1 protein-coding gene is annotated in these 1,981 nt (G+C 70.5%); it reads left to right on the top strand.

From position 1 onward, the window contains the following. A partial coding sequence (locus WBA11_RS15970; protein WP_424521650.1) for a laminin B domain-containing protein occupies positions 1-1,981 on the top strand: 1,981 nt, incomplete at both ends.

Genomic DNA, 1,981 nt, shown 5'->3' with positions numbered 1-1,981 from the left:
CTCATCTCCCCCGCCGTCCTGGCCCAGCCGCTGCTCTCCCAGAGCACGGCCGTGGCCGGCGGCGCCACCGCCGAAGCCAGCGGCCCGTTCCAACTCAGCTCCAGCGCGGGTCTCGTCGCGCCCGGCCGGCTCACCTCCGGCGGGCTCGTCCTCGAGGGCGGCTTTTGGTACGGCGCCGCCGGGTCGCCCGACTGCCCGGCGTCTGGTGGACCGCTCCCCATCACGTCCACGTTCGACGCGGACGCCGAGTGCTGGACGGCCGAGGCCGAGAGCGGCAGTCTGGAGGAGTTCGTGTGGTCCGACCAGGAAGACGGCGAGTTCGTCCGCGCGCTCGTCGAGATCGGCCCAACGCTCGTCTATTTCGAGGCACCCGAAGCCTACCTCGGCGCAGACGCCGACGCGCTCTACGGGAGCACGCTCGAGTTCGACGTGCGCGTCTTCGTCGGATTCCGGACATCGGCGACAGAGAGCCCGGACGTTGTCTTGGTGGGACCCGGGGGCAAGCAGTACCGGCGCACCGCGGGTGTCGTCCCTGACGGGGACGTGTTCACGAGGTACTCCGTCCCGTTCACCGAGGCGGGCTGGACCGACGACTCCGGGTCCACGCTCTCCAAGACCGACTTTCGCGCCCTTCTGGACGCCTATACCGCGCTCAGGATCTACACGAGCCGGACGGCCATCGCGTCCATTCAGACCTCCGACCTCGACAACGTCGTCTTCGGCACGGTCCCGGCCGGTGCAACGCCGGCCCTCTACGCCGAGGGTCCCACTGACGACATCTTCTCGGGCGACACGTTCGAGGTAACGGTCTACGCCGGCACGGCCTCGAGGCCGGTCACAGACCTGTTCGGCGTCTCGTTCTCACTCGACCTCGACAACCTTGCGGGCGACGGAGCCCAGCGCCTGAGCTACGTCTCAGCGCGGGCGCCCGAGACCGATTGCACCGGCGACGGCCAGCCGGACGCAACCGTGTTCGAGACATTCAGCCCGGGAATGCCCGTCGCCTCGCTGGACCTCGCGTTCTCGCTTCGCGGCGACGTCTGCACGTCCGGCCTCGACGGCCGCGTCCCCGTCGCCATCGTCACGCTCACGGCCGACACGGCCGGTAGCCAAACGCTCGACCTCGAGGTCGACGCTGCCAACGACGCGGCCGGACGGACGATCGCGCTAGATGCGCAGGACTTGGTGCTGACGCTCCGCGACGGGTTGATCGTCTGGCCCGGCGACACCGACAACTCCAGCGCGGTGGACGCTCAAGACCTCCTGCCCATCGGCGCCCGGTTTGGGGTGAACGGGCCAGCCCGCGACGTCGCGGAGCAAGGCATCACGTGGGACGGCAAGCTCGCCACCCCGTGGACACCGGCATCGGACACCTACGTCGACGCCAATGGTGACGGGACGATCAACGCGTCCGACGTGTTGGCGGTCGGGCTCAACTTTGGCGAGACCCAGACGGCGAACGCCAGACAACTGGCCGGAGACGCCGACCTCGAGGACGGCGACCCGACGGCACCTCTCGCCGCATCCGCCCTCGAGGGCGATCCGCTCGCTGTGATGAGCATCGCACCACAGCCGGTCGGGACCGAGATCGCGGTCCGCGTCGGCGCCCGAGCCGACGGCGTGCTCGGCGCCGCCGCGCTACGGTCCGTGCCCTCCGGCCTCGAGGCCGTAGACGCCGTAGCGAGCAGCCGACTCGAGGACGGGGACTTGCTGTCCTTCTGGTCTGCCACGGACGACGGCGTGGACGTGGCTGCAACGCGCAAGCGCGGCGCCGACGTGGTCTCGGGCACCGGCGACTTGCTGGTGGTCACGCTGCGCGTCCAAGACGAGATGACGGTGCCCGCCTCGGTCGGCTTGCTCCGCCTGACGCTGGGGACACCCGACAGCACCATCGCCGCCGGCCCCGACGCTGTCACGCTGGGCAGCCCGTTCGCCGTCGCGGACGAGGGCGACGCCACGGCCACCGCGTTCGGCCTCGAGC

The sequence above is a fragment of the Rubrivirga sp. genome, from assembly GCF_049648075.1.
GTDB lineage: Bacteria > Bacteroidota > Rhodothermia > Rhodothermales > Rubricoccaceae > Rubrivirga.
This window is presented reverse-complemented; position numbering and strand designations above follow the sequence as displayed.